Origin of the sequence: Flavihumibacter petaseus NBRC 106054 (genome assembly GCF_000974785.1) — a bacterium.
Classification (GTDB): Bacteria; Bacteroidota; Bacteroidia; order Chitinophagales; family Chitinophagaceae; genus Flavihumibacter; species Flavihumibacter petaseus.
Map to the genome: position 1 here is coordinate 692600 of NZ_BBWV01000003.1, position 23947 is coordinate 716546.

Consider the following 23947-nt stretch of genomic DNA (forward strand, 5'->3'; position numbering starts at 1 on the left):
ACTCATAAACAGATAAACAACTAAACATACGATGTTCAGTTATAAGAATAAGATAGCGGTCATCACCGGGGGCGCTTCAGGTATCGGTAAATCCGCCACACTGGCTTTTGCCCGCCAGGGCGCCAGTGTTCATGTGATCGAAGTGAATGATGCCAATGTGGCTGCGCTGAAAGAAGAAATGGCAAAAGAAGGTTTGAGTGTGGAAGCCCATATCGGCGATGTGTCTGACCAGCAGAAAATGATCAGCATTTTCAATGGCATCGGCAAGCTGGATGTACTCGTGAACAATGCCGGCGTTTCCCATATCGGCAAAGTGACCACTACCACAACGGCTGATTTTGACCGCCTGTTTAACGTGAATGTAAAAGGCGTCTACAACTGCCTGTATGCAGCGATCCCGTTGATGCAGGAGGGTGGCGGCGGCGCTATTCTCAACCTCTGCAGCATCGCTGCCTGGGTAGGCCTCGCAGACCGTTTTGCCTATTCTATGACCAAAGGCGCGGTCTATGCCATGACCATTTCAGCCGCGAAAGATTACCTGGCCGACAAGATCCGCGTCAACAGCATTTCGCCCGCCCGCGTGCATACCCCCTTCGTAGATGGTTTCCTCGCGAAGAACTATGCCGGCCGGGAAGCGGAAATGTTCGAAAAACTGGCGAAATCCCAACCGATCGGCCGCATGGCCAAACCCGACGAAATCGCCAACCTCATGGTCTACCTTTGCTCGGATGAAGCGTCTTTCATCACAGGCACCGATTACCCTATCGATGGCGGTTTTCTGACACTGAATACCTGATCGCTCTGATATTATAGCAAGGCATAAACCAACAGAAATTTTTTATCATGAAACTGATCCGATTCGGCGAACCCGGCAAAGAAAAACCCGGTGTTCACATTGACGGCAAAAACTTTGATGTATCCGGGTTTATCCAGGATTACAATGAACAGTTCTTTGAAGAAGGCGGACTCGAAAATCTCGCCCGCATGCTGGTGAAGTACGGCAGTGATCTTCCTGTGATCCCCAACGGCGCCCGCCTGGGTAGTCCTGTTGCACGCCCCTCCAAGATCGTGTGCATCGGGCTCAACTATGCGCTCCATGCCAAAGAAACCAACGCAAAAACGCCGTCTGAACCGGTGATCTTTCTGAAATCCACCACGGCCCTCATTGGACCCAATGACCAGGTAACGATCCCGAAAGATTCTGTGAAGACCGACTGGGAAGTCGAACTCGCCATCGTGATCGGTAAGAAAGCTTCCTATGTGGAAGAAGCTGAGGCGTTGCAATATGTTGCCGGTTATACCCTGCACAATGATATCAGTGAAAGGGAATACCAGCTGGAAAGAAACGGTACCTGGGACAAAGGAAAAGGCTGCGATACGTTCGCCCCGATCGGTCCATGGCTCGTTACGCCGGATGAAATTCCTGATATCCACCAACTGCGTTTGTGGCTCACCGTGAATGGTGAAAAGATGCAGGATGGTAACACGAACGATTTCATCTTCAACATCCCGCACGTGATCGCTTATACGAGCCGTTTCATGACCCTGCTTCCCGGTGATATCATTTCTACCGGAACACCTGCCGGTGTTGCGTTGGGCATGGCTACGCCGCGCTACCTGAAACCCGGTGATGAAATGGAACTCGGCATCGATCACCTCGGATCTTCCAAACAAACCTGTATCGCTTATGCGGCGCGTTGATGCCCATAATCATTTCTGGCAGTACGATCCCGTACGCGATGCCTGGATCGATGATTCGATGCAGGTTATCCGGCGAAACTTTTTCCCGGACGACCTTGCACCCCTGCTCGAAGCCAATGGCTTTGAAGGCTGCGTAGCCGTGCAGGCGGATCAGTCCGATACAGAAACGAAATTTCTGCTGGACCTCGCCGCGTCGGCGCCCTTTGTAAAAGGCGTTGTGGGCTGGACGGATCTCCGGGCCCCATTTGTGGAAGATCAACTGGACAAATACCGCGACCAGCCCTTACTCAAAGGGTTCCGCCATATCCTACAGGGAGAGCTTAATCGCTGCGGCATGCTGCAACCGGCATTCCTGAATGGTATCGCCGCTTTGGGAAAGAAGGGATATACTTATGATATCCTCATTTTTCCCGACCAGTTGCCGTTTGCCGCAACGCTCTGCGGCAAATTCAGCAACCAGGCTTTCATCATCGATCACGGCGCCAAGCCTTATATCCGGAAAGGGGAAATGGATCAATGGAAAAAAGACATGCAGGCCTTCCGTAAAATGGATCACGTATACTGCAAAGTATCGGGGCTCGCTACAGAGGCCGATTGGACCAGCTGGACGCCACAGCAGATCCGTCCCTATATCGATACCCTCGTGGAAACATTTGGTATCAGCCGGCTGGTATTCGGATCGGACTGGCCCGTGAGCCTGCTGGCCGGAAGCTATGAAAGGACCGTTTCCCTGGTGGCAGATTGTTTCAGCGCATCCGAGCAGGAAGCCGTTTTCAGTACCAATGCCCGTCAATTTTATAAACTCTGAACATGGATCTCCAATTAAAAGATAAAGTCATACTCGTAACCGGCGGTGCCAAGGGCATCGGCGAAGGCATCGTTCGTGTACTCGCGCAGGAAGGTGCGATCCCCGTGATCATTGGCAGGGATGTAAAAGATAATTCCAACCTGGTGAAGCAACTGGAAGCAAAAGGCCAGCAGGCTTTCCAGGTGGCGGCGGAACTGAACGATCCCGCCAATTGTGAAAAAGCAATCAAGGCTGTCGTAGGGCAATTCGGACGTATCGATGGTCTCGTGAACAATGCCGGCAAAAATGATGGTGTTGGCCTCGAGCATGGATCCTATACCGGTTTCATGGAATCATTGCACCGCAACCTGGTCCATTATTACCTGATGGCGCATTTTGCGTTACCGTATCTCAAGAAATCCAAAGGTCATATTGTGAACATCAGTTCCAAGACTGCAGAAACGGGACAGGGGAATACTTCCGCCTATGCAGCCAGCAATGGTGGCCGCAATGCGCTTACCCGCGAGTGGGCAGTTGAACTGTTGCCTTATGGCATCCGGGTGAACTGCATCATCGTAGCGGAATGCTGGACGCCGCAATATGAAACCTGGATCCAGACCCTGCCGGATCCTGCTGCCAAACTGGCCAGCATCAATGCCAGGATACCTTTTGAAAACCGCATGACCACGGCAGAAGAGATTGCCAATACCACGGCCTTCCTGCTGTCGGAAAGGTCCAGCCACACAACGGGCCAGCTCATCCATGTGGATGGCGGCTACGTGCACCTCGATCCTATCATTCAAGACTAAGTACATGTCCCAACCAACTATACAAATTCACCCCAACGACAACCTGCTGGTGGCCCTGCAAAATCTGAAGGCAGGAACTGTCATCACCTGGAACGGGAACGCCATCACACTCAGGGATGACGTACCGGCAAAACATAAATTAACGATTACAGACCTCGCGCCCGGCGATCCCGTGCTTATGTACGGCGTTACTGTCGGCAAAGCGATCGTCAATATTCCGCAGGGCGGATTGATCACTACTGAAAATATCCGTCACGCTGCTGATCCCTTTGACTATCGCGGCAGCGACTATCACTGGACTGCTCCTGACGTATCGGCGTTTGCCAACCGCAGCTTCAATGGTTATCACCGCAGTGACGGCAGAGTGGGAACTGCCAATTACTGGCTGTTCATTCCCACCGTATTCTGTGAGAACCGTAACCTCGATGTGATCAAGGAAGCATTGGTGAATGAACTGGGCTACGGGGTAACGGACCAGTATAAACGCTATACGCATCAGCTGGCGGATGCGATCCGCCAGGGAGACAGCCTGAGCACCATTTCCTTCCAGCCGGGCAAACCTAAACAGGACCGCCTGTTCAAACATGTGGATGGCATCAAATTCCTGAACCACGATGGTGGGTGTGGCGGGATCCGGCAGGATTCGGAGATCCTCGGCAAGCTGCTGGCGGCCTATGCCAATCATCCCAACGTGGGTGGCATTACCGTGCTGAGTCTCGGTTGCCAGCACCTGCAGACCCGCGATTTCCTGGAAGAGCTGAAAACATTGAACCCGGCTTTCGACAAGCCGCTATACGTATTCGAGCAACAGGAATCAGAAAGCGAACCACAACTCATTACTTCGGCGATCCGCCAGACTTTTGAAGGATTGCAGGAGATCAATAAGCAGCAACGCGAGCCAGCTCCTTTATCAAAGTTGACCATCGGCGTGAAATGCGGTGGGAGCGATGGCTTCAGTGGTATATCGGCAAACCCTGCCGTGGGCTATTGTTCCGATCTGCTGGCAGCATTGGGCGGCACGGTACTGCTGGCGGAGTTTCCGGAACTCTGCGGTGCCGAACAGGACCTGATCGATCGTGCGGTGGATGAACCCACAGCCCGGAAATTCATCCGGCTGATGAAAAGCTACGATGCGCTTGCGCACCAGGCGGGTTCGGGGTTCTTTATGAATCCGAGTCCCGGTAACATCCGCGACGGCCTCATTACTGACGCCATCAAAAGCGCAGGTGCAGCCAAGAAAGGTGGCCATTCGCCTGTAACTGATGTTTTGGATTACACGGAACAGGCTTCCCGGCCCGGACTCAACCTGGTGTGCACACCGGGCAATGATGTGGAGGCCACTACCGGCAAGGCCGCCGCAGGCGCTACTATTATCCTGTTTACAACCGGATTGGGTACGCCTACCGGTAACCCGGTTTGTCCCACTGTCAAGATCAGCACCAATACGCCGCTTGCCCGCCGGATGCCGGACATTATCGATATCGATACGGGAGCCATTATCACGGGAGAGAAGACGATCCAGCAGATGGGAGAAGAAATCCTGGAATATTGTATTTCGGTAGCGAACGGGGAAGTGATACCGAAGGCGGTGCAGCTGAACCAGGATGACTTTATTCCCTGGAAGAGAGGGGTGAGTTTGTAGCGGAAGGTTTGAAGTCTGCGGTTTGGGGTTTGGAGTTGGGTTTGAGGTCAACTCCAAACCTCATTTTCCGGTTCCGGACCTTTTTGGCCTAAACGCGGGATAATGATGGGATATCCCCAGCGGAATTTAGAAAATCAGCGAAAAATGCTGAACTTTCTCCAAACCCAAAACATGAGCAAGTCTGCACTCTTTGACATGCCGGCTCCCCTCATAGCCATCGTCATATTTGTCCTGATTTTCATAGCCAACGGAACAGGTTTTCGATACCGGAAATCCAGGTTAAGAAGAAATAAGGAAAATGAAGATGAGGGTGAAGGGCTGGGAACAGTAGAAAGTTCAATGCTGGGCCTGATGGCGTTGATCATGGGCTTCACGTTCAGTATGGCTGCTTCCAAATTTGAAGCCCGCCGGCAGATCGTAGTGGAAGAAGCCAATAACATAGGGACAGCCTTACTCCGTTGTGATATGTATCCTGATAGCGTCCGTAATTTGCTGCGCGCTCATTTCAAAGACTACCTCGATACAAGGATTGCGTATTATGAAGCAAGGGATGATGATGACAAAATCAGGACAACCCTGGATCAGACCGCTGATCATTTCAAAAGGATCTGGCAGATAGCGTCATCATTCACCCATGATCCTCGCTTTCTCATCTCATCAGCTCAGATGATCCCTGCATTGAATAACATGACGGATATTGTCTCCACCCGTGAGGCCTCCCGGGTGGCGAAAGTGCCCCCAATCATCCTGATCCTGCTGCTGGTATTGACTTTGGGATCTTCCTTCCTGCTGGGCTACGGAACAAAAACCAAACAGCGAAATGATGTCATGATTTTTGGGTTTACGTTGCTGACAACAATGGTTTTGTACCTGATCATTGAGCTGGACAGGCCAAGACGCGGAATCCTTACCCTTGATGCTGCCGAAAAAATGATTGTGGATCTCAGGAAGGGGTTGTGATGAGTAAGGTTTGCAGTTTGCGGTCTGTGGTTTGAGAGTTGGTTGCCTGAAAGAAAAATCAGGACAGACATGAACAAACGAGATATGGTACTTCTTTTCTAAAAAAAGGACAATTCATTAAACTGAGTGAAATGAGCCACCACACTGAGTTTCAGAAGCGTATGTGTATTATTCGTTTAAATGCCGTTTCCTTAAACGGTAAATTGTTAATGTAATAATGATAGCCGTGAAACTTTCAAACATGAAGCTTATTTCCCGCCTGGCTTGATAATCTTTTTTGACTCTTGAGCGCCATTTACGAGTGCCCGCGTTGGCAAACGTTTAGTTTTGTGAAATGTAGTGTGGTGGCTCATTTCACTCAGTTTTATGAATTGCTCTATTTTGAAAAGAGGATATATCCCGTTATATTTTGCCAGACAGCAGTAACTTCAGAGCGTAGACTTCATTAACTACGATCAGCCATATGCGTCAGTCCCTCCGTCCCATTTGCCTTGCGATGTTGCTCTGTTGTTCCGTGCTGCCCGGTCTGGCGCAGAACGCGAATGTTGTTGCTGCATCCCCCGATATGAGCCTCTTCCAGAAAAAATTGTACATCTCGTCGGCCGGTGACACCCTTCAATACCGCATATTATATCCGGAAGGGTATGAGCAGGGCGGGAAATATCCGCTCTTCATCTTCCTGCACGGTTCAGGCGAAAGGGGGTCAGACAATGAAAAACAACTGACGCACGGAGGCGCACTTTTCCTGGCGGATTCCAACCGGAAACAATTTCCGGCGATCGTGGTCTTTCCGCAATGCCCGCAGAATGAATCCTGGACCAATATCACAGTGAACCGGCAGGCAGATCACAACGAATTCATTTTTGACTATTCCCAACCGATGAAACGGCCGTTGCAAAGGACACTTAACCTAATACTTGCCCTGATCGCCACGGAAAAGGTGAACAAGAAAAAGGTGTTCCTCTCCGGTCTATCCCTGGGTGGTATGGGAACTTTCGAACTGGTGTATCATGCGCCGGCGGTATTTCATGCAGCGGCACCGATCTGTGGTGGTGGCGATACGGCCTCGTATAACCGCCAGACAGCGAAAGTGCCCTTCCGGATCTTCCACGGCGCGGACGACCAGTCTGTGAATGTGCAATATTCCCGTGATATGGTTAAACGCCTGGAAAACCTGAAAGCCAAAAAAGTATCCTACATCGAATACCCTGGCGTAAAACATGACAGCTGGAACAACGCATTCGCCGAGCCGGACTTTCTCGCCTGGTTCTGGAAGCAATAGTTTCTCTCTACCTTCGCGTTTCCATGAAGCACCTTACCTCGCTGAACAAATATTTCTGGAAGTACCGCTGGCGGCTGTTGCTGGGCATCCTTTTTATCGTCCTTTCCAACTATTTCCGGATCCTGGCACCGCAGCTGACCGGGTTCGTGATCGATGCGGTGGAACAACACCTGCCCGGTTACACGGCGAAAAAAACGCTGCATGCCTACGATCCCCTGGTGCAATATGTGGTCGCCTTTTCGAATAACATATCTTTCCGGCAGATGCTGGTGCTTTGCGGCATTGTGCTGCTGGGAACCGCGCTGCTCAGCGGATTCTTCCTGTTCCTCGTGCGGCAGACCATCATCGTGATGAGCCGTCACATCGAATTTGATCAGAAGAACGAGATCTACCGGCATTACCAGTTGCTTGACCTTAGCTTTTATAAAAAGAACAGTACCGGCGACCTGATGAACCGGATCACGGAAGATGTCAGCCGCGTCCGCATGTATACCGGTCCGGCTACCATGTACTTCATCAACCTGGCCGTGACCATCGGGTTCAGCCTGTTTTATATGTTTACGGCCAACTGGAAGCTGACCCTGATCGTTCTGGCCCCGTTGCCTTTACTCGCCCTGACGATTTATTACGTGAATACGATCATCAACCGCCGCAGTGAAAAGATCCAGGCACAGTTGTCTGACCTGACGACCACGGCCCAGGAATCTTATTCCGGTATCCGGGTGATCAAAAGTTTCGTCCAGGAAAAGGCACAGGAAGAGTATTTCGGGGAGAATGCCGAGGCCTACCGCAACAGCGCGATCGGCCTGGCGAAGGTGGAAGCAATCTATTTCCCCTCCATGTCGCTCATGATCGGCATCAGTACCCTGCTGACCATCCTGGTCGGCGGCATTTATGCCCTGCAGCCCGGTTCCGGCGTTACAGCGGGTACGCTGGCGGAATTTGTGATGTACATCAATATCCTGACTTTCCCGGTAAGCGCGATCGGGTGGACGGCCAGTATGATCCAGCGGGCGGCAGCCTCCCAGAAAAGGATCAACGAATTCCTGGATACCCGGCCCCTGATCCTTCAGCCGGAGGCTGCGCTGAAACCCGAGGTGCGCGGCAATATCCGTTTCAATAATGTGAGTTTTACCTACGAACATACCGGGATCAGGGCCGTTCACAATTTTACACTGGATATCAGGCAGGGGGAGAAGGTCGCCGTCATCGGGCGTACCGGCAGCGGCAAAACGACCCTTGCCCAGCTGTTGCTGAGGATGTATGATCCGCAGGAGGGCAGCATCGCCCTGGATGGTGTGGATATCCGGAAAATTGACCTGCATCATCTCCGGGAAGAAGTCAGTTATGTACCACAGGATGTTTTCTTATTCAGCGATTCCATCCGCAACAATATTGCTTTTGGCGAGGCAACCGTAAACGCAGCTGCAGTGGAGCAGGCGGCAAAAGCTGCCAGTGTTCACCGGGAGATCGAAGGATTTTCGCAGCAGTATGACACGATGATCGGGGAGCGGGGAGTTACCCTAAGCGGTGGACAAAAACAGCGGATCAGCATTGCCCGGGCATTGCTGAAGCATCCCGACATCATCGTTTTTGATGATTGCCTCAGTGCGGTGGATGCCAAAACGGAGCGACAGATCATCACTAACCTCGAAGAATACCTGCAACAAAAGACCGCCATCATCATCACGCACCGCATCTTTTCCCTGTTCAGTTTTGACAAGATCATCGTGCTGGAAGACGGCCGCATCGTTGAGCAGGGCACACACGAAGAACTGATTACAAATAACGGTTATTATCAATTCCTGTACGAACACCAGCAGGACGAGCCGGAAGAGGACCTGGCAACGGATAAATAGCGGGGGTAGTGGTAAACACTTAGTTGATTATAAAAGTTTTGTAAAATTTTGCGATTTGAACAACAACCGCTTTATTTGTCTCTTATTCGGCACCTAACGAAATTAATTAACTGCAAAAAACAACAAAACCTGTGGCGTACGAGAACAATGACAAAAAGATGGAGAGTGTTTACAGCAAACGGATCAGAGCTGGAAAACGCAGGACCTATTTCTTTGATGTGCGTGCAACCAGAAGCAACGATTACTACCTGACCATTACAGAAAGCCGTAAAAAATTTGACGACAACGGTTATGACCGTCACAAGATCTTTTTATATAAGGAAGACTTTAATAAATTCCTGAAGGCATTAACTGAGGCTGTTGATTATGTAAAGACCGACCTCATGCCGGATTTTGATTTTGATGCCTATAACCACGACAACCTCGAAGAAAATGGCGACGGCGCGGAGCATGTACATCATGCACCGGTTGTTGCAGCCGCGAGTGTTGCCCCAACCAATGGTGCTGCTGTAGTTGCAGCAAGCATACCTCCGGTTGATGGTGACAACGAGGAAGTAGACAAGTGGTAATTCGACCAACCAATTGCTTATTCAGCCCCTTGCTTCAGCAGGGGGTTTTTTATTGAAGGCAGGTGTTGGCGCAGGCTGTGGCGTGTATATTAAAACGGGTTTCCATACAATAGCGATGATGCTCATTTCGTTGGTAACGCGCCTCTTAGACAAAACTTATTTTAAAAACAAAGTTAAAGAGTAGCCATCAATGGCTATTTTTGTGCAAAATTTTGACAAGGATGAAATGGTCTGAATTCTTCACTTCATCGATTGGTAAGAAATTCGTGATGGGGCTCACTGGTATTTTTCTCGTCTTGTTCCTGATCGTTCACGTTAGTATCAATGCCTGCATATTTGCTGATCTGCCCATTTTCAATGCCGAAGACAACGGTAGAATGTTCAATGTCGCTGCCCATTTCATGGGTTCCACGGTATTGATCAGAATCCTTGAATACGGACTTTTCATCGGCATACTCCTGCACATCGTTCAGGGCTATGCACTTACCGTAAAAAACCGTGCCGCCCGCGGTGTGGGGTATGCGGTAAACCTGGGCAACCGGGGCAGCAAGTGGTACAGCCGTTCCATGGGACTGCTGGGCACCCTGATCCTGCTATTCCTGATCCTCCACCTGGGGCATTTCTGGACAAAAGCGCGTTTCACCGACCAACTGTCACCGGTAACCTATAATGGGGTAGAAATGCATGATATGTTCACCCGCATGAAGGATGTTTTTGCCAGCCCGCTGGTGGTACTGGTGTACATCCTGGGATGCATTTCTCTGGCCTATCACCTCGCTCACGGCTTCCAGAGTGCCTTCCGTACGGTAGGTGTGCACAATAAGAAATACAATATTCTCCTGACCAGCCTGGGTTATGGCTTCTCCATTATCGTTCCCCTGGTCTTTGCCCTGATGCCCATTGCCATGCACTTTGGCTGGGTTGCCTGATTCAATAAATTCAGATTTTCTGCATATGCTCAATTCAAAAACTCCTGCGGGTCCGCTTGAACAGAAATGGACAGAATTCAAAGGGCACTGCAAACTGGTGAACCCTGCGAATAAGCGCAAGCTGGAAATTGTAGTGGTGGGAACCGGTCTGGCGGGTGCTTCGGCAGCGGCTGCGCTGGGTGAACTCGGTTACAAGGTGAAAGCGTTTTGTTTCCAGGATTCTCCCCGCCGGGCACACAGCATCGCTGCACAGGGCGGTATCAATGCTGCCAAGAACTATCAGAACGATGGCGACTCTGTTTTTCGTCTTTTTTATGATACCATCAAAGGAGGTGACTATCGCGCACGCGAATCCAATGTTCACCGCCTTGCTGAAGTAAGTACCAGCATTATCGACCAGTGCGTGGCCCAGGGTGTTCCCTTTGCCCGCGAATATGGCGGCTTGCTGAGCAACCGTTCCTTTGGTGGAACACAGGTGCAGCGCACCTTTTACGCTGCCGGTCAGACCGGGCAGCAATTGCTGATCGGCGCCTACCAGGCCCTGGAACGCCAGGTAGCCCTGGGTAATGTGACCATGTATGCCCGCCATGAAATGCTTGAAGTGGTGATCGTAGATGGCAAGGCCCGCGGTATCATCGCCCGCAATCTTGTAACGGGCGAACTGGAAAGACATTTCGGGCACTCGGTACTGTTGTGCAGCGGTGGATACGGAAACGTATTCTACCTCAGCACCAACGCCATGGGCTGTAACGTAACGGCTGCCTGGAAAGCCCACAAAAAAGGCGCATATTTCGGCAACCCCTGCTTCACACAGATCCACCCCACCTGTATCCCGGTGAGTGGTGACCACCAGAGCAAGCTGACGCTGATGTCAGAATCCCTGCGGAATGATGGCCGGATCTGGGTACCCAAAAAACAGGGAGATGCCCGTCGCCCCAATGAAATTCCTGAAGAAGAAAGAGACTACTATCTCGAAAGAAGATATCCTGCCTTCGGTAACCTCGTTCCCCGTGACGTGGCCAGCCGTGCGGCCAAAGAGCGTTGCGATGCGGGTTATGGCGTAGGCACCTCCCGGCAGGCGGTATACCTTGATTATGCCGATGCGATCCAGCGTTATGGAAAAGGCGAAGTGAACAAGCGCAACCTCCAGGGGCTTTCTGCAGCAGAAGTGACCCAGCTGGGCAAGGATGTGGTGAAAGAGAAATACGGTAACCTTTTCGATATGTACGAAAAGATCACCGGCGAGAATCCCTACGAAATTCCCATGCGGATCTACCCCGCGGTACACTATACCATGGGCGGACTGTGGGTGGATTATGAACTGATGACAACGGTGCCCGGACTGTACTGTCTCGGTGAAGCGAATTTCAGTGATCACGGTGCCAACCGTCTCGGTGCATCTGCACTCATGCAGGGGCTGGCTGACGGCTACTTCGTGATTCCCTATACCATCGGCAATTACCTGGCTGATGACATCATGACCAAGGCGATCCCGGAAGATCATCCTGCATTCGTAGAAGCAGAGAAATCAGTTTCCGACAGGATCAGTCAGCTCATGAATATCAAGGGTAAACAGACCGTAGAAAGCTTCCACAAGCGGCTCGGTAAGATCATGTGGGACAAATGCGGTATGGCCCGTAACGAAAAGGGACTGAAGGAAGCCATCGTGGAGATCCAGCAGCTGAAGAAAGAGTTCTGGAGTGATGTAAAGATCCCCGGAGTAGTGAACGAAATGAACCCTGAACTCGACAAAGCCAACCGGGTAGCGGATTTCATCGAGCTGGGCGAACTGATGTGCCTCGATGCACTGAATCGCCGGGAAAGCTGCGGCGGCCACTTCCGGGAGGAAAGCCAGACCGAAGAAGGAGAAGCAAAACGCAATGACGCTGAATTCTCCTATGTTTCTGCCTGGGAATACAAGGCAGAACACGAATGGCAATTGCATAAAGAAGATCTGAATTTTGAAGTTGCTAAACCTACGCAGCGTTCTTACAAATAAATACGAACCATGTCTAGTAACAACATGAACCTGACACTGAAAGTCTGGAAGCAAAAGAACAGCCAGGATACAGGACGTTTCGAAACTTACCAGGTGAAAAATGTTTCTGAGGAAATGTCATTCCTGGAAATGTTCGACATATTGAATGAAGAACTGATCCGTGAAGGAAAAGACCCGATCGCTTTTGACCACGACTGCCGCGAAGGAATTTGCGGAACCTGCTCAATGTATATCGACGGGAAACCTCACGGTCCCTGGCAGGCGAATACAACCTGCCAGCTGCACATGCGGGCCTACAAAGATGGTGATACCATTACCGTTGAACCCTGGAGGGCAAATGCTTTCCCGGTCATCAAAGACCTGATGGTGGATCGTTCTTCCTTTGACCGGATCATCCAGTCGGGTGGTTATATTTCGGTGAATACCGGTAACGCAGTTGATGCCAACGCGCTGCCCGTTGAGAAAGACAAAGCTGATGCTGCTTTTGCTGCCGCTGCCTGTATTGGTTGCGGTGCCTGTGTGGCCGCCTGTAAAAACAGTTCAGCAATGCTGTTCCTTTCTGCTAAAGTGAGCCACCTGGCACTGCTGCCACAGGGAGGTCCCGAAAGGAAGACCCGTGTACTGAACATGGTGGCGCAGATGGACAAGGAAGGCTTCGGCTCCTGTACCAATACCGGTGCCTGCGAAGCGGTTTGCCCGAAGGAAATCTCCCTTTCCAATATCTCCCGCCTCAATGGGGAATATATTGCTGCGGGACTGGTGTCAGAAAAATAACCACGACCTTACTGCATAAAAAAAGGGCCGTCCGTGGGGATGGCCCTTTCTGTTGCGTGCCGCTTCTCAACTGAAGGGGCAATGCCTTGAACAATCTTTTTTCTTTTCTTCCTTTTTGATCTCCTTTTTTTCAGGTGCCGGACTGGACTTTCTGCTCCTGTTCTGTAAACTGGCAAAAGCAACGGCGGCCATGAAAGCCACCAATACCAACAATAGTACCTGCTTTCTCATAACCCTGAATTTGAACTATTAAGGTAGAGAATGTTAACAGTTTAGTTGTTTACCAGTTTAGGGGATTAGTTCGTACCTTTGCGCCTCGGAAAAAGGCAATTCATATGATTTCAGTTAATAATGTAACACTCTCTTTCGGTAAAAGGGTATTGTTTGATGAAGTGAACCTGAATTTTACCAAGGGGAACTGTTATGGCGTTATCGGGGCAAACGGCGCAGGTAAATCCACATTTTTGAAGATTCTCTCCGGCGAGATCGAGCCCTCAAAAGGCTCTGTCAGCATTACCCCAGGTGAGCGGTTGGCTGTATTGAAGCAAAACCACTTCGCTTATGATGAGGTCACCGTGCTGAACTCTGTGCTCATGGGCCACCAAAAGATGTGGTCAGTGATGCAGGAGCGCGATGCCATCTATGCAAAAGCTGATTTTTCCGAGGAAGACGGTATGCGTGCCGGTGAGCTGGAAGGCGAATTCGGCGAAATGGGCGGGTATACAGCCGAAAGTGATGCCGGTTCCATGCTGAGCGAACTGGGCGTTCCCGAACAGTTCCACAACAGCCTGATGAAAGATATCCCCAGCAACCTGAAAGTGCGGGTGCTCCTGGCGCAGGCGATCTTCGGCAATCCGGACATCCTGTTGCTGGACGAACCGACGAACGGATTGGACATTGAAACCATCGGCTGGCTGGAGAACTTCCTGGCTGATTATGAAAATATCGTACTGGTCGTATCCCATGACCGTCACTTCCTGGATGCCGTATGTACCCATGTGGCGGATGTGGACCGTCAGAAGATCAAGATCTTTACCGGTAACTATACCTTCTGGTATGAGAGCTCACAGTTGATGAGCCGCCAGATCAATGACAAGAACAAGAAGACAGAAGAAAAGCGTGCCGCCCTCATGGAGTTCATCGCGCGATTCAGTGCGAACGCTTCAAAATCCAAGCAGGCTACCAGCCGGAAAAAAGCCCTCGAGAAACTTACTATCGAAGAGATCGAGCCTTCCAACAGGCGATATCCCGGTATCATTTTTCAACCCCAGCGTGAAGTGGGCAACCAGATCCTTAATGTGGAGAAACTGGCTGCCAGCGTAGACGGACGGGTGCTGTTCGATAAAGTTTCCTTCAGCGTCAACAAGAATGACAAGATTGCCTTCCTCAGCAAGGATCCCCTGGCTGTTACCGCTTTCTTTGAGATTATCACCGGCAACCGGCAGGCAGATAAAGGCACACTGGAGTGGGGCACTACGATCACTACGGCCTACCTGCCCCTGGAAAACAACCAGTTCTTTACCCATGGCCTGACCCTGATGGATTGGCTGCGTCAGTATGTTCCTGCTTATGTAACCGATGCAGACGAACCTTTCCTGCGCGGCTTCCTGGGCAAAATGCTGTTCAGTGGTGATGATATCATGAAGAAGACGAATGTGCTGAGCGGTGGAGAAAAAGTGCGCTGTATGGTTAGCCGGATGATGCTGCAGGCACCGAACCTGGTGATCCTTGACCAGCCGACCAACCACCTCGACCTGGAAAGCATTCAGAGCTTCAACGAAGGCTGCCAGAACTTCCCTGGTGTGGTGCTCATGACTTCCCATGACCATACTTTCATGGAGACGGTGGCCAACCGCATTATTGAGCTGACGCCCAACGGAATTATCGACCGCCTGATGACTTTCGACGAATACCTTTCTGACGACCGGGTGAAGAACCTGAAAGCAGAAATGTACCAGGAGAAGGCGTTGGCCTAAAACTGTCAGCAGACTTTATTTTCGGTTTCTACCAAGTTGATAAGTAAGGCCGGCACCAATTCCTGCAAAATACCGGCTGCCCGTGAATTGCAAATGAAAGCTGATTGGATCCCCGACAAACGCTACGGTATTCCTGACCACTGCCGGCACAGTTGTATGAAAATTGTAAATGTTTCCGTCATAGTCATATTCATCGGTGGGCAGTTGCTTAAAATGGGTACCCACGGCAAGCTGGTAGGCGATCTTCGAGCCGTTCTTTTTCTTCCGGAATACCAGTTCTGTAGTTAGAAAATACAGCTGTTGTAAATTTTGCCGGTCAATGTATTCGTAATAATCTCCGGGTAATGCCTTCCTGTATTTTACATATTGGCCACCTTCATATCCTATAGTCCCTTCCAAGCCGATAATACGCCAGTCGAAGTTCGGATGAACTGGTATCACATAGGAGAATCCTGCAGTGACAGCACCTGAACAGACAAAATAGAGATCTTTCTGGGGATAGTGCATCGCAGTATCAGTAATCAAAACCTTGTCGCTGGAGTTATAAGACCCGAGATTAACCTGTGCACCCCCGAAATACTGGAAGCGACCGGCTTTACCGGCATGATGAAATTTGATCTGTCCCAGCAGTGCCATATCGAAATCGTCATTATCGCCTACGCCGTTAATGGAGCCTGCAACCGACAGGTAATTTGCTGACCTGACGCTGTCATTTTGGGTAGGTTGAACCTGGTAGGTACTCTGGGTAAAGGGCAGCGGACTCATGACGATTCCCGGACCTGTGCAACTGGTCAGCAGCAATGAAATGGCGGGAAACGGCCATAGCCGGATAGCAAAATTGGATAAGGTTCTCATGATATATAGTTAAGGTTTAATAAATCGAACTATCCAAAATAGCAAAAAAGGCGCTGGTTAAGAGCGCCTTTTGGAATTTATCTAAGATTACTGATACGATAGGTGATGCCAGTTCCAAAACCGAGCAGGTAGCGGCTTCCATACACCTGGAAATAAAAATACATCGGGTCATTGCCCAGGTGCAGGGTATTGCGTACGATCGCCGGGGTGCTGTAACCGTTCAATACCGCGCTGCTACTGCCGTTATAATACTCATCATAGGGCAGTTCCCTGAAAGTGGTGCCAACGGAGAACTGGTAACCCAGCTTGAAGCCCGAACGTCTCTTCTTAAACACCATTTCCGTACTCAGGTAGTAAACCTGCTGGAAATTCTCTTTGTCCACATACCCCAGCAAATGATTCGGAAGACCTTTCCTGTATTGAACATATTTACCGCCCTCATAACCAACACTTCCATCCACACCCAGGATCCGCCACTCAAAGCTTTTGGACACCGGCAGGGTATAATAGGCGCCAAAACTGACGGCGCCCGCAAAAACGAAATTGGACCGCCTGTAGGGGTACTCGCTAAATGTGCTGTCTTCATACAGGCCATCCGTGATGTTATACGCCCCGGCGTTCAACTGCAGGCCACCATAATACTGGAAACGACCGGCTGTACCGGCATGGTGAAATTTGAACTGGGCCAACTGGGAATTGTCTTCCAGGTCGCGGCCAATGGCGTTAAAAGAACCGGCAAGACTCACATAGTTGGCGTGGGAGATACTGTCACTCAGGGTCGGCTGTACATGGTAGGAACTTTGGGCGTAAGGGATGGAACTCATCAGGAGCTTATTTGATCCGGTACAGCTTCCTAAAAGGATGACCATCAGGCTGAGGCAGGCAAAAACGGGGATAGGGTTTCTAGATTTCATGCACCATTGACAGATGGCCGCGGGGAATCGCTGCATCCGCTGTAATCCGCTCCCCGTCTGGAAAGCACAATAATCAGCTTATATTCGCGCTTTAAGGGAAAGGGAGCGTTTGGGAAAACTACTGCTTATACCATTGCTGATCGTACTCGCGACGGGACTTTCCCGGGCACAATCGACTATTGGCCCCGGCAAGTCGTCTCCCGCTTCCAACCTCCGCGAAAAATACCTTCCGGTTCATGCCGGGCTCACGGTAATCGACAGCTCCTCACTGATCCCCAACACGGTTCATATTCCGGGCATTCCGGCACACTGGTACACCGTCGACTGGCTGAATGGAACCGTTTACTGGAAGCAGGTGCCCCCCATAGACTCTGTACTGGTTCGTTACCGTGTGCTGGGGAGCAGGCTGAATGCCAGCAGGCAGCGGCTCAATTTTGACAGTATTGCCAACAGCTACGCCAGCCAGCAGGAATTGCGGAAGGCTTATGGAGATCCCAATGCAGACAACGAATTTTTCAATTTTGGCAATATCACGTACAACGGCAGTTTCGGAAGAGGGATTTCCTTCGGCAATGCCCAGGATGCAGTGGTTACTTCCAACCTCAATCTCCAGATCAGCGGTTACCTTGCCGACAGTATTGAGATCGCAGCTGCCATTACCGATAACAATATTCCCATTCAGCCTGACGGAACCACCCAACAGCTGAACGAGTTTGACCGGATCTTCCTGCAATTCAAAAAGAACGGCTGGGCCCTGAGTCTCGGCGATATCGATCTGCGGCAGAACCGCAATTACTTCCTGAATTTCTATAAAAGGCTACAGGGTGCTTCTTTTGAAAATACATCCACCATCGGAAGAAATATTACCAACAGTACGCTCTTCAGCGGATCGATTGCCAAGGGGAAATTCACGCGGAATGTATTTGATGGCATGGAGGGCAACCAGGGGCCGTACCGCCTTACCGGCGCCAATGATGAATTGTACTTCGTGGTGCTTGCCGGAACGGAACGGGTATTTATCGATGGTGAACTGATGCAACGGGGAGAAGACCGCGATTATACGATCAATTACAATACGGCTGAGATCACCTTCACGCCAAGGCGGATGATCACCAAAGACCGGCGCATCCAGGTGGAGTTTGAATATGCAGACAGGAACTACCTGAATACGAACCTGTACCTCGCCAATGAAACGAATTTTGGAAAAAGGTTTCGGTTGCGGATGGGTGTGTTTTCCAATAATGACGCCAAAAACTCACCCATCAACCAAACGCTGGATCCTCAACAAAAACAGTTCCTGTCAGCAATCGGTGATAGTGTACAATATGCTTTCTACCCGGTGGCCCAGATCGATACGTTTTCTCCTTCCAAAATCCTCTATAAAAAAGTGGAGATTGAAAACAACGGGCTGAAAGATTCGATCTATATCTATTCTACCAATCCCGACAGTGCACGGTATAATCTATCCTTCGTGGATGTAGGTGCGGGGAAGGGCAATTATGTGCCGGACCTCAATGCGGCGAATGGTAAAGTGTACAAATGGGTGGCGCCTGTCAACAATGTTCCGCAGGGGCAGTATGAAGCGGCAACTTTCCTGGTGACGCCCAAGCGCCAGCAGGTGCTGACGTTTGGCGGCGATTACCAGGTGGACAACCGAACCCTGATCAGTGCGGATGTGGGCATGAGCCGGTATGATATCAATACCTTTTCCACTAAAGGAAAAGGCAACGACCGTGGACTTGCCGGACGACTACAGCTGAAGCACGTGATCCCGATCAGCAGGGGCAGGCGTATCCAGGGTGACGGCTCCGTGGAATGGGTGGAACACAGTTTCAAGCCCCTGGAGCGTTTGCGCAATGTGGAGTTCACCCGTGACTGGGGATTGCCGCTGGTGGTGCAGCCTGCTGATGAAACGATGTTCAGCGCCGGCCTTGAGCTGGGGGACGACAGGAACAACAAACTCCGGTACCAGCTGACCGGTTATAACCGGAGTGATGGCTTTTCGGGTATCCGTAACAGTTTGACCCAGTTGCAGGAAACGAAAGGCTGGCGGTTCAACAACCAGGTCAGCATGACAAGCTCAGAAAGCGGCACGGATAAGGGATACTTTTTCCGGCCCACGTTCGATATTTCCAAAACGTTGTCAGGACTGCAGAACTATACCCTCGGCGCCAGTTATTCGCTCGAGCAGAATATAGCCCGGTACAAACAAAGCGATACCATCACGCCTTACAGTTTCTCCTTCGATGTCCTCAAAGTATATCTGAACTCTGATGATAAGAAGCCGAACCGCTGGGGCGTCAGTTATTATACCCGGGCAGACCAGATGCCTGCCGGATCCAAAATGGAACGGACGGACCGAAGCCAGAACATCAGCCTGATGACGGAGTTGCTGAAAAGCCAGGCGCATCAGCTTCGCCTGAACACCACCTACAGGGTGCTGAAGGTAGATCACAAAACAGTCGCCAATACCGCGTCAGACAAAAGCCTGCTGGGCCGGATGGAATACGCCGTTAATGAATGGAACGGGATGCTGAGTGGTAACGTATTATATGAATTGGGGGCAGGGCAGGAGCAGAAGCGCGATTATGCATTCCTCGAAGTGCCTGCCGGCCAGGGGGAGTATGCGTGGTTTGATTATAACGGGGATGGTGTGCAGCAACTGAATGAATTCGAGATCGCACAATTCTCTGATCAGGCAAAGTTCATCCGCATATTCACTCCTACCAATGACTTTGTGAAAGCCAGTTACAATAGCTTCAATTATAGCCTGGCGCTGAATCCGAGGAATGCGATCGAACTGGCGACCGCCAGCGGCCTGAAGAAATTCATAGCCAGGATCAGCCTGCAGAGCAGCCTGCAGTTATCGCGCAAACAGATTTCTGATGGCATCAGCCAGTTCAATCCTTTCAGCAAGAATTTCGATGACAGTACCCTGATCACCCTGGCGAATATCTGGGTGAACAGCCTTGCGTTTAACCGGTTCAGTTCGAAGTGGGGATTTGACATCAGTCAGTCCCGCAATCGGGGGAAAATATTACTCACCTATGGGCTGGAAAGCCGCGCCCTGGATGACTTTACCTTTCGGACCCGATGGAATCTTACGCGCAAAATCACGTTCGAGCTTACCGGTAAAACCAACATGAATGAACTGGAAACGGCGAATGCGCAGTTTGATAACCGCAATTACCGGATTGACGGAAAATCACTGGAGCCGAAGCTGAGTTTTACCCAGGGGGCGAATTTCCGCGTGAGTGGCGGCTATCGCTATGGCCGCAAGGAAAACCGCGAGGGCGCAGGGGAAATCTACCTGTCCAATGCCTTTAATACAGACATCAAATACAATATTCTGCAAAGTACTTCCGTTCAGGCCAGGTTCACGTATAACACTATCAAGTATCCTTATGCGACGAACAGTACGGTCAGTTATGTGATGCTGGATGGCCTTCAACCGGGTCGAAACCTGTTGTGGACGCTGGATCTTACCAAGAGGCTTGGCAGGAATCTTGAAATGAATATACAATATGAAGGAAGAAAACCTGGTGATACCAGGATCATACACATTGGCCGTGCCGGATTGCGTGCGATCCTTTAACCAATGATTCACTTTTTTTTAAATAATTTCGCCCACTATTAAAATCCTTGTATGAAAAGATTCAGTTTATCGATTTTGTGTTTATGCATTTTCATGGTTGCTGCCCGTGCCCAGGACAGTGAATACAAATCAGCCATTGGTGGCAGGTTGAGTACGGGTTATTATGAGTTGCTTTCTGCTTCCTACAAAACGTTCATTACCGAAAAGGGTGCGATTGAATTGGATCTTGGTTTTCGTCCGCGGACCTATAATTATCCCGGCGACAAGATCAATTGGGTAACATTGGCATTTTCCGCTGCCTACCAGCATCATTTTCCCATCCAGCCAGTTCCCGGATTGCAATGGTATATTGGAGGTGGTCTGACCGCGTACAATTCTTTCAGTGATGATGATCATTATACCGGGTTTGGCCTGGGAATCTTCCCTACCGGCGGTATTGATTACAAATTCGGCAATATTCCCCTGAACCTGTCTGCCGATTTCCGTCCCACCTTCAGCCTGGTAGATCCTTACGATAGTGATGATCCTTACCACTATAATGGTTACAATTCTTTCAATGGTGGTAATGTAGGGGTGTCTGTGCGTTACACTTTCCGTTAGTAAACATCATTTGATGATAGCGATTCCGGCCATAGTGCCGGAATTTTTTTTTGGTGGTGAGCGGGTAATTTAAAAACAGCAATTGGTAAATCCGGAAAAGATGGTCGTGTGTATATGCCTGTATTTTTATTAAAATACGATTGTATGCCCGGGCACAACGCTAAAGTCATTTTACTTGTATTGTTATTGTCACTAACAACTGCGCTTGCTTTTTCTCAGCAATTGCCTTCACGAATGGGCCAGGCCGGCACCCTTTCATTTGATGATGGCTGGCTGTTCAGGCGTTACGGGCTGCAGGCAGACGGTTTCAGTGTAGCTGAGGAAGCGAATATATCAGCCGTTGATTTTAAGGATGCCGGCTGGCAACAACTCAAACTGCCGCACGATTGGGCGATTACCGGCCCCTTCAGAATTGATCTGGCCGGAGAGACCGGAAAACTACCGTGGAAAGGAATCGGCTGGTACCGTAAGCATTTTGCGCTTCCTGCAGGGGATGCGGGGAAACGGATATTTATAGACTTTGACGGGGCAATGGCTTATGCGGAGGTTTGGCTGAACGGGCACTATATCGGCAAATGGCCTTATGGTTACAGCTCCTTCCGGATGGACTTGACACCGTACATCAAAGCTGGCCAGGAAAATGTGATTGCGGTCAGGCTGGATACAGAAAAATGGGATTCCAGGTGGTATCCCGGCGCGGGCATTTACCGGCATGTCTGGCTCGTGAAGACAGACCCGGTGCATGTAGGGCACTGGGGAACGACCATTACGACGCCGGAAGTGTCTGCGGCTGCTGCTGCTATCAAATTGAATACGGTGGTGGTTAATCATTCCGGTAAACCCGTTAGCGCTGCCATCCGCTCAACGCTTTTTGAGGTGGATGCCCATAACAGGATCATACGGGAAGCGGGATCGATGCCTGTTACCAGCGTTTTTGTCGGTGCTTACGATTCAGTTGTATCCGTCAGCCGGACCAGTATGAAGCATCCGAAAATATGGGACCTGGAGCATCCCAACCGGTATATCGCAAAAACCAGTATCGAAGTAAAAGGCAAAATAACGGACACCTATTACACTGTTTTCGGGATCAGGACGATCAGGGTAACAGCGGACAGCGGTGTATTGCTAAACGGAAGACGGGTACAGATCCAGGGCACCTGTAATCACCACGATCTCGGGGCATTGGGCGCTGCGATGAATAAAAGCGCCCTGCGCAGGCAGTTGTCCATTCTGAAAGAGATGGGGTGCAATGCGTTGAGAACATCCCATAATCCGCCTGCGCCGGAATTGCTGGAACTTGCAGACGAGATGGGGTTCCTGGTGTGGGATGAAGCGTTTGATGCCTGGAAAACCGGCAAGAAGAAAAATGACTACAATAAGATTTTCACGGAGTGGCATGAGAAGGACCTGGCAGCTATGGTACGCCGGGATAAAAATCATCCATCCGTATTTATCTGGTCAATTGGCAATGAAGTGATGGATCAGCAGGATGTAGCGCTCACCCGCATGCTGGTTGATATTGTACATAAGGAAGACCCCACAAGACCGGTATCCAATGGCTATAATGATCCGGACGGAGGCCGGTCATCAGGCGCCGCTCAGGCATTGGATATTATGGGAGTCAATTATTTTTTCAGTCAACAACCTGTTTGGGATAAAGATCCCCGTTATGCGCAGAAACCTACGATTGGAAGTGAAACTTCATCCTGTCTCAGTACAAGAGGCGAATATTTTTTCGGATCACCCTACAGGAACTGGCAGATCAGTTCCTACGATGTGGCTAAACCAGGCTGGGGATGTATTCCAGATACCCAGTTCAATATATTGCAGCGGATGCCACGGCTGCTGGGAGAGTTTGTGTGGACGGGCTTTGATTACCTGGGAGAACCCACGCCCTATGGTTCTGATGAGACCAACCTGCTGAATTTCAGAAATGATCCCGCAAAGCGCGATTCGCTGGAGAAAAAGCTGGCCGAAATGAAGGCGAAGAATCCGCCTTCCCGCAGTAGTTATTTTGGCATCGTCGACTTGTGTGGGTTTCCCAAAGACCGGTATTACCTGTACCAGTCGGTATGGCGGCCTGAATTGCCGATGGCTCACCTGTTGCCGCACTGGAACTGGCCGGGCAGGATTGATTCTATTGTGCCGGTTCATTTGTATACATCCGGTGATGAAGCCGAGCTATTTCTTAACGGTAAAAGTCTCGGAAGAAAAAAGAAAATGGCGGGAGATTACAGGCTGATCTGGGATAGCGTGGTGTACCAGCCGGGAAAGCTGACAGCGATAGCTTATAAGCAGGGCAGGCGGTGGGCGACAGACAGTGTGCAAACAACAGGAACAATGTCAGGGTTGAACCTGACGGCAAATCAGCAAACGGTCATCAGTAACGGAGAAGAGTTGCTGTTTGTCACTGCGACGGTGGTGGATGAAAACGCCATGCTGGTACCTGGTTCCAGCCCGCCTGTTCAGTTTGACGTGGAAGGGCCGGGTGACATAGTTGCTACCGATAACGGTGATCCGACAAGTTTTGAATCCTTTCAAAGCCACACGAAGGCAGCGTTTAACGGGATGGTATTGGTGATTGTAAAGCCAAAACCAGGGCTGTCTGGTAAGCTGCAGCTACATGCCCGAAGCGCCGGATTGCAGCCAGCTTCTGTGTCAGTGGAAATAAAGCAGCGGTAGTGTTAATCAAGACG

19 protein-coding genes are annotated in these 23947 nt (G+C 50.4%); 16 read left to right on the forward strand and 3 right to left on the reverse strand.

The genetic code is table 11. From position 1 onward, the window contains the following. Nucleotides 1-31: 31 nt before the first annotated feature. The 12 genes from FPE01S_RS18305 (at nt 32) to FPE01S_RS18360 (ending at nt 13311) form a co-directional block, all read left to right on the forward strand. Entirely contained in the window at nt 32-796 is a 765-nt protein-coding gene (locus tag FPE01S_RS18305; RefSeq protein ID WP_046370454.1) for an SDR family NAD(P)-dependent oxidoreductase, read from the forward strand. Between the two features lie 47 nt (nt 797-843). After that, nucleotides 844-1701 carry a fumarylacetoacetate hydrolase family protein gene (locus FPE01S_RS18310; protein WP_046370455.1) on the forward strand — a complete coding sequence of 286 codons (858 nt, stop codon included), beginning with the start codon at nt 844-846 and terminating at the stop codon, nt 1699-1701. Next, nucleotides 1631-2509: an amidohydrolase family protein gene (locus FPE01S_RS18315; RefSeq protein ID WP_217998234.1), complete on the forward strand. Its 879-nt coding sequence runs from the start codon at nt 1631-1633 to the stop codon at nt 2507-2509. The genes FPE01S_RS18310 and FPE01S_RS18315 overlap by 71 nt, the downstream gene beginning before the upstream one ends. Nucleotides 2510-2511: 2 nt before the next feature. Next, on the forward strand, nt 2512-3297 hold the full coding sequence (locus FPE01S_RS18320; RefSeq protein ID WP_046370457.1) for an L-fucose dehydrogenase: 786 nt from the start codon (nt 2512-2514) through the stop codon (nt 3295-3297). Nucleotides 3298-3301: 4 nt separating this feature from the next. Beyond that, nucleotides 3302-4939 (forward strand): UxaA family hydrolase, encoded by a 1638-nt coding sequence (locus FPE01S_RS18325; RefSeq protein ID WP_046370458.1) that lies wholly within the window; start codon nt 3302-3304, stop codon nt 4937-4939. A gap of 171 nt (nt 4940-5110) precedes the next feature. Then, complete coding sequence (locus tag FPE01S_RS18330; RefSeq protein WP_157474089.1) at nt 5111-5899, forward strand: bestrophin-like domain; 789 nt, start codon at nt 5111-5113, stop codon at nt 5897-5899. A 463-nt stretch (nt 5900-6362) separates the two neighbouring features. Continuing rightward, nucleotides 6363-7181: a carboxylesterase family protein gene (locus FPE01S_RS18335; protein WP_052955994.1), complete on the forward strand. Its 819-nt coding sequence runs from the start codon at nt 6363-6365 to the stop codon at nt 7179-7181. 23 nt (nt 7182-7204) lie between these two features. Next, nucleotides 7205-9040: an ABC transporter ATP-binding protein gene (locus tag FPE01S_RS18340; protein WP_046370460.1), complete on the forward strand. Its 1836-nt coding sequence runs from the start codon at nt 7205-7207 to the stop codon at nt 9038-9040. Nucleotides 9041-9171: 131 nt separating this feature from the next. Continuing rightward, nucleotides 9172-9609: a DUF3276 family protein gene (locus FPE01S_RS18345; RefSeq protein ID WP_046370461.1), complete on the forward strand. Its 438-nt coding sequence runs from the start codon at nt 9172-9174 to the stop codon at nt 9607-9609. 221 nt (nt 9610-9830) lie between these two features. Continuing rightward, on the forward strand, nt 9831-10538 hold the full coding sequence (locus FPE01S_RS18350) for a succinate dehydrogenase cytochrome b subunit (RefSeq protein WP_046370462.1): 708 nt from the start codon (nt 9831-9833) through the stop codon (nt 10536-10538). 25 nt (nt 10539-10563) lie between these two features. After that, the gene (locus FPE01S_RS18355) at nt 10564-12537 is read left to right on the forward strand and encodes a fumarate reductase/succinate dehydrogenase flavoprotein subunit (RefSeq protein ID WP_046370463.1); all 1974 of its coding nucleotides are present in this window, start codon (nt 10564-10566) and stop codon (nt 12535-12537) included. Between the two features lie 9 nt (nt 12538-12546). After that, a complete protein-coding gene (locus tag FPE01S_RS18360; RefSeq protein ID WP_046370464.1) occupies nt 12547-13311 on the forward strand; it encodes a succinate dehydrogenase/fumarate reductase iron-sulfur subunit in 765 nt (254 codons plus the stop codon). 66 nt (nt 13312-13377) lie between these two features. Here FPE01S_RS18360 and FPE01S_RS25950 read toward each other — a convergent pair whose 3' ends face one another. Beyond that, nucleotides 13378-13542, reverse strand: a complete 165-nt coding sequence (locus tag FPE01S_RS25950; protein WP_157474090.1) for a hypothetical protein — start codon at nt 13540-13542, stop codon at nt 13378-13380. Between the two features lie 104 nt (nt 13543-13646). Here FPE01S_RS25950 and FPE01S_RS18365 point away from each other — a divergent pair, with 104 nt between their 5' ends. Beyond that, nucleotides 13647-15287 (forward strand): ABC-F family ATP-binding cassette domain-containing protein, encoded by a 1641-nt coding sequence (locus FPE01S_RS18365; protein WP_046370465.1) that lies wholly within the window; start codon nt 13647-13649, stop codon nt 15285-15287. 15 nt (nt 15288-15302) lie between these two features. Here FPE01S_RS18365 and FPE01S_RS18370 read toward each other — a convergent pair whose 3' ends face one another. Next, nucleotides 15303-16142, reverse strand: a complete 840-nt coding sequence (locus tag FPE01S_RS18370) for a hypothetical protein (RefSeq protein ID WP_046370466.1) — start codon at nt 16140-16142, stop codon at nt 15303-15305. Nucleotides 16143-16219: 77 nt separating this feature from the next. Next, nucleotides 16220-17056 carry a hypothetical protein gene (locus tag FPE01S_RS18375; protein ID WP_157474091.1) on the reverse strand — a complete coding sequence of 279 codons (837 nt, stop codon included), beginning with the start codon at nt 17054-17056 and terminating at the stop codon, nt 16220-16222. Nucleotides 17057-17165: 109 nt separating this feature from the next. On the opposite strand from FPE01S_RS18375, the gene FPE01S_RS18380 reads away from it, so the two are divergent. From FPE01S_RS18380 to galB, 3 genes are all read left to right on the forward strand, one after another. Further along, nucleotides 17166-20651: a DUF8818 domain-containing protein gene (locus FPE01S_RS18380; RefSeq protein WP_245624022.1), complete on the forward strand. Its 3486-nt coding sequence runs from the start codon at nt 17166-17168 to the stop codon at nt 20649-20651. 51 nt (nt 20652-20702) lie between these two features. Next, on the forward strand, nt 20703-21251 hold the full coding sequence (locus FPE01S_RS18385) for an outer membrane beta-barrel protein (RefSeq protein WP_046370468.1): 549 nt from the start codon (nt 20703-20705) through the stop codon (nt 21249-21251). A gap of 144 nt (nt 21252-21395) precedes the next feature. Then, nucleotides 21396-23933: a beta-galactosidase GalB gene (gene galB, locus FPE01S_RS18390; protein ID WP_046370469.1), complete on the forward strand. Its 2538-nt coding sequence runs from the start codon at nt 21396-21398 to the stop codon at nt 23931-23933. The last annotated feature ends 14 nt before the right edge of the window (nt 23934-23947 follow it).